Source organism: Aquiflexum sp., assembly GCF_977115555.1.
Genome location: NZ_CDSBKL010000326.1, coordinates 1 through 4,808 on the forward strand (window position 1 = coordinate 1; position 4,808 = coordinate 4,808).

Annotated in this window: 5 protein-coding genes; all 5 read right to left on the minus strand. The window is 40.1% G+C overall.

What is annotated here, in order from left to right:
• The coding region (locus ACZFYI_RS15860) for a hypothetical protein (protein WP_462525107.1) at window positions 1-616 on the minus strand (616 nt) is incomplete at its 3' end.
• Between the two features lie 37 nt (window positions 617-653).
• Window positions 654-1,196, minus strand: a complete 543-nt coding sequence (lptE, locus tag ACZFYI_RS15865; protein ID WP_462525108.1) for an LPS assembly lipoprotein LptE — start codon at window positions 1,194-1,196, stop codon at window positions 654-656.
• Window positions 1,183-2,469, minus strand: coding sequence for a sigma-54 interaction domain-containing protein (locus ACZFYI_RS15870; protein WP_462525109.1), 1,287 nt, complete (start codon window positions 2,467-2,469; stop codon window positions 1,183-1,185). Before ACZFYI_RS15870 ends, lptE begins: the two co-directional genes overlap by 14 nt.
• A 16-nt stretch (window positions 2,470-2,485) precedes the next feature.
• Entirely contained in the window at window positions 2,486-3,946 is a 1,461-nt protein-coding gene (gene miaB, locus ACZFYI_RS15875) for a tRNA (N6-isopentenyl adenosine(37)-C2)-methylthiotransferase MiaB (protein ID WP_462525110.1), read from the minus strand.
• A gap of 131 nt (window positions 3,947-4,077) precedes the next feature.
• The coding region (locus ACZFYI_RS15880) for a S41 family peptidase (RefSeq protein WP_462525111.1) at window positions 4,078-4,808 on the minus strand (731 nt) is incomplete at its 5' end.

Consider the following 4,808-nt stretch of genomic DNA (forward strand, 5'->3'; position numbering starts at 1 on the left):
TGAGCGTGGCCAATTTGATTTCTTTTTTGCTGAAAGCTTTGATCAAATCGATTTGTTCTTTTTTCTTTTCATCAAGGATTTCCTTTTTCTCCCTTTTTCTGATGTTTTCAATCAAATCGTCATTTACCCTTCTTTTTTTAGGTTTTGGCGATGATTCCGGTTTCTCAATTTTGGGAGTCACTATTTTATCTTTCCTACTATTAAGGTTTTCCTCCAATTTCTTGAGGATTTTGGCCCTTATTTCAGGATCAGTTTCTTTTGAAGGTTCGGGTATCAAAGATTTTTCAAATCCCTCCAATACTATTGATTTTTGGGGGACATGCCTTGAAGTGGTAAAAGCCTCTATATTTTCCTCAATCTTATTTTCCAAAAACCGAAATGGCAGGTCAGATTCAACCATCAATTTGAGCCAAGCCCTGTCAGGGCTGGTCATTGAAGCAAATGGAAGGATGTCTTTTGATTTTCCGCCTGATTTTTCAAATTCATATTTGGCGAGCAAAACTTTTGGGATCTGAAAAAACGGAAAGCTTTCGTGCAATTTGATCAGTTGGGCAATATCCTCTTTTTGAAGTGTATTGCCGACTTTCAGAATTGATATTAGTTGTTGGCTGTTCACGGTATCGAATTTTGAATTGATTCCAATTTAGTGATTTTTACCAATTGGCAACGGTGGCTGTAAAAATGTCCTGAATAATATTCTGGAAAATCTCTTCTATTAACTGACTTTCCACTTGAAGAATGGAGGTGGTCCTAGGATCATAATCTTTGAAGAAAGAGAAAGTCCGCTTGAGATTTTCTTCCTCATTTACAGTATTTAAGTATTCCACTTCAATTGAAATGGTTAACCGCATCTGGCCTGCTCTATCCGGTAGATTAGGATCTGTACTTGTCACAGTCGCTTGAGGTGTGATCGCGTAGCGTTTAATCGCACCAAGAAATTGTATATCTCCGTTGTTCCTAACCAATTCAAGCTGGGTATTTCGCTGATAAAACTCCTTGAGCGATTCAGTGAATAGCTGCTCCATATTGGCAGGACCGCCTCCGGAATCATTGAAGAAATTTTCTACCGAAAATGTCTTTGTCAATTCATAATTAATATTGGTTCCGGTAAAGCTATAATTGATCGCACATCCCTGTAGCAACAATATGGGAAGCAATAACAAGAATAAGCTTCTGGGTTTACTACTCGATGTCATACTGTTTGATTTTTCTATATAACGTTCTTTCGGATATCCCTAGATCACTTGCGGCGTATTTTCTTTTATTGTTGTGTTTTCTAAGTGCTTTTAGGATCATTTCTTTCTCTTTTTTCTCCAAAGAAAGTGAATTGTCATCCTCCTCATGGATGATGTCTTCAATGGAGTCATCATCATAACCATCCATTTCCTCAGGCTGTTTTTGATGGTCTATCACCAATGGAACATGGGATGGAGCCGTGGGGGGCTTTTTCTCTTCAAAGGAAGAAGCTGGCTCCAAATCGTCAAAAAGATTCTGATGTTTGCTCATGATGTTGGGGTTGAGACCACCGGATTGGAAAGCCTCAAGTACCATTTTTTTGAGTTCATTCATATCCCTTTTCATATCAAAAAGGACCTTGTACAGAATTTCTCTTTCTGAAAAATCTGTAAATTCATTGGATCCACCTGAGCTGCCGGTCAAAGCAGGAAGTCGGCTTTGGTCCGTCGGGAGGTATTTTGACAATGTTGCAGCGTCTACTTCCCTGTTCTCTTCCAATAAAGAGATTTGCTCTGCAATGTTTTTAAGTTGTCGGATATTTCCCGGAAAAGGGAATTTTACCAATAATTTCTTGGCAGCATCATCCAGTGAAATCGGCTTCACTTTGTACCGTTCTGAAAAATCAGTTGTGAATTTCCTGAATAACATCACGACATCATCTCCTCTTTCTCTCAAAGGCGGTACATAGATAGGCACAGTATTCAACCTGTAATAGAGGTCTTCCCTGAATTCCCCTTTTTCCACTGCTTTGATCAGGTTGACATTCGTGGCGGCAATGACGCGGACGTTGGTTTTCAATACTTTGGAGGAACCTACTTTTATAAACTCCCCATTTTCCAAAACCCTTAAGAGCCTTGCTTGCGTTCCTAGAGGCATTTCCCCTATTTCATCTAGAAAAATGGAACCACCATCTGTTACCTCAAAATATCCTTTCCTTGCTTCATGTGCACCGGTAAATGACCCTTTTTCATGGCCAAAAAGCTCTGAATCAATTGTTCCTTCCGGAATTGCTCCACAGTTTATAGCGATGAATTTGCCGTGCTTCCTAAGGCTAAGGGAGTGAATGATCTTTGAAAATGATTCCTTTCCGCTACCGCTTTCTCCTGTGATCAACACAGTCATGTCAGTAGGTGAGGCCTGCATGGCTACTTGTATGGCATGATTCAGCAAAGGGCTGTTTCCAATAATGCCAAACCGCTGTTTTATACTTTGGATCTCTGAGTTTGTGATCATTTTAGCGTCTTGAAAATCAGGAAACAACTTCTCCAAACAATGTTGCCGGTGAGCAATCGGTAATTTTTACCATGACATAGTCTCCTTTTTGGTATGGCCCGTCAGGAATAATCACCACCTTGTTGGCGGAATTTTTTCCTTTAAGCTGCTCATTTGACCTTTTGGATGTCCCTTCTATCAAGATTTCCTGGATTTTTCCCAAGTCAAGTTTATTTCTTTCATAGGATAGTTGACTTTGTTTTTCGATGATTTCAGCCAATCTTCTTTTCTTTATTTCAAGAGGAATGTCATCTGCAAACTTTTTGGCAGCCAATGTTCCCGGGCGCTCGGAATAGAAAAACATGTATGAAAAATCATACTTCACAATATCCATCAGCGTCAGCGTATCCTGATGTTCTTCCTCTGTTTCGCTACAAAATCCTGTGATCATATCGGATGATATCCCACACTCTTCCCCAAGGATTTCCCTGATTTTACTTACTCTCTCCAGGTACCAATCTCTGTCATAGGTCCTGTTCATCAGGTCAAGAATTCTTGAATTCCCACTTTGGACCGGCAGGTGTATGTATTTGCAGATATTGTCATACTTTTTGATGGTGAACAAAACTGCATCGGTAATGTCTTTTGGATGGGAAGTGGAGAAACGAATCCTAAGTAATGGGTTGACCTGTGCCACCATCTCCAACAATTGATGGAAATGCACTACTTCTGATACTTCATCTTCTTTTTTACTCAGCCTGGCTTTGTTGTTTTCTTCAGGAGACCATTTGTAGCTGTCTACATTTTGACCTAAAAGCATCACTTCTCTATAACCCTGATTGAAAAGATCTCTTGCTTCGCTGACTATTGAATATGGATCACGGCTTCTTTCCCTTCCTCTTGTAAATGGCACCACACAGAAAGAGCACATATTGTCACAGCCTCTCATGATCGAGATCATGGCATTCACGCCATTGGAGTTGAGTCTGACAGGCGAGATGTCCGCATAAGTTTCTTCTCTTGAAAGGAAAGTGTTGACTCCTTTATTGCCGAATTCTGCTCCGGTCACCAAATTTGGAAGGTCTCTGTATGCATCAGGGCCGACAACGACATCGACGATTTTCTCTTCCTCAAGGAATTTTTCCTTCAATCTTTCTGCCATACAGCCAAGGACTCCGACTGTCAGTTCGGGCTTATTTTTCTTGAGTGTATTGAATTGGCTGAGTCTTTTGCGGACCGTCTGTTCGGCCTTGTCCCTGATGGAACAGGTATTCAAAAAAATTACATCCGCCTGCTCGAAGTCAGAAGTGGTGTCGTAACCGTTGTCCTTCATGATGGAAGCCACGATTTCGGAGTCTGAAAAGTTCATCTGGCAGCCATAAGATTCTATGTAAAGCTTTTTTTGCTTGCCGGTATTGACTTCTTCGGTGGTTTTGTAATCAGTTGCCTGTGCCTCTTCCGGACTGAGGATATCTATATCTTTGATGATATTTTCCATGGATTATTTACTTTGGACTGCGAAATTAAAAAAATACCGACAATTTGACAGGTTTTATTCCATCATTTCTATTAATGGAGTGGCATTGTCAAAAAAAAGCTCCTTCCGGGAGAAGGAGCTGAGTTTGTATTTTATTGTTTCAGTTTAAATTTCATCTGATCATCAATCAATTTACCGAATCTTGTCTGGTTTTCTATAGAACTGCCAAGGTCAACTCTGTCAATCAGATTAAGTCGGCCAGAAGATGGGGTTCCTGTAATTTGTTCCAAAGTCAGTTTCAACAGAAATTCATTCGTGTCGCCCAACGGCAATAAGGTAGGTTGTGAAAGTTCGTTGCCTTGAATGTTTGGCTGGAATCCTGAAGCGTAATCAGACTGGTCGTTTTTGTTGAATGATTGGAATGCAATTGGAAGTAGTCCATATTTATTTGATGGATTTTCTTCATCTTCAATTGCATACGATCCAACGTTTTTGCCATAGGTCAAGCCACCGACCAAAAACACATCCATGTAAGGTTTGAGTCCATTGATGATCAATTCGCTTGCTGAAGCTGTCCTAGAAGAAGTAATGACGTATATTCTATTTCCTGACAAAATAGGTCCAAGATTTTCTGGTTTACTTTCAAAATTGATTAATAAGTTTTGGAATGCTGGAAAACCTGAAAGAAAGGAATTAAACTTATTTTTTGAGAAAACGTCATTGCTTTTCACTCCTGGGGCTATCAAACTTGCAAGGTTTACAGCGCTTGACAAACTGCCACCTCCATTGTATCGGAAATCCAATATCAGGTGGTTGATGCCTTCTGCTTTGAATTTAGCAAATACAGCATCCATTTCATCATCATATCTTGTCGCTTGTCCTT

Coding starts and splice junctions, on each gene's coding strand:
- lptE (WP_462525108.1), bottom strand. CDS start 1,196: ATGACATCGAGTAGTAAACCCAGAAGCTTATTCTTGTTATTGCTTCCC.
- ACZFYI_RS15870 (WP_462525109.1), bottom strand. CDS start 2,469: ATGATCACAAACTCAGAGATCCAAAGTATAAAACAGCGGTTTGGCATT.
- miaB (WP_462525110.1), bottom strand. CDS start 3,946: ATGGAAAATATCATCAAAGATATAGATATCCTCAGTCCGGAAGAGGCA.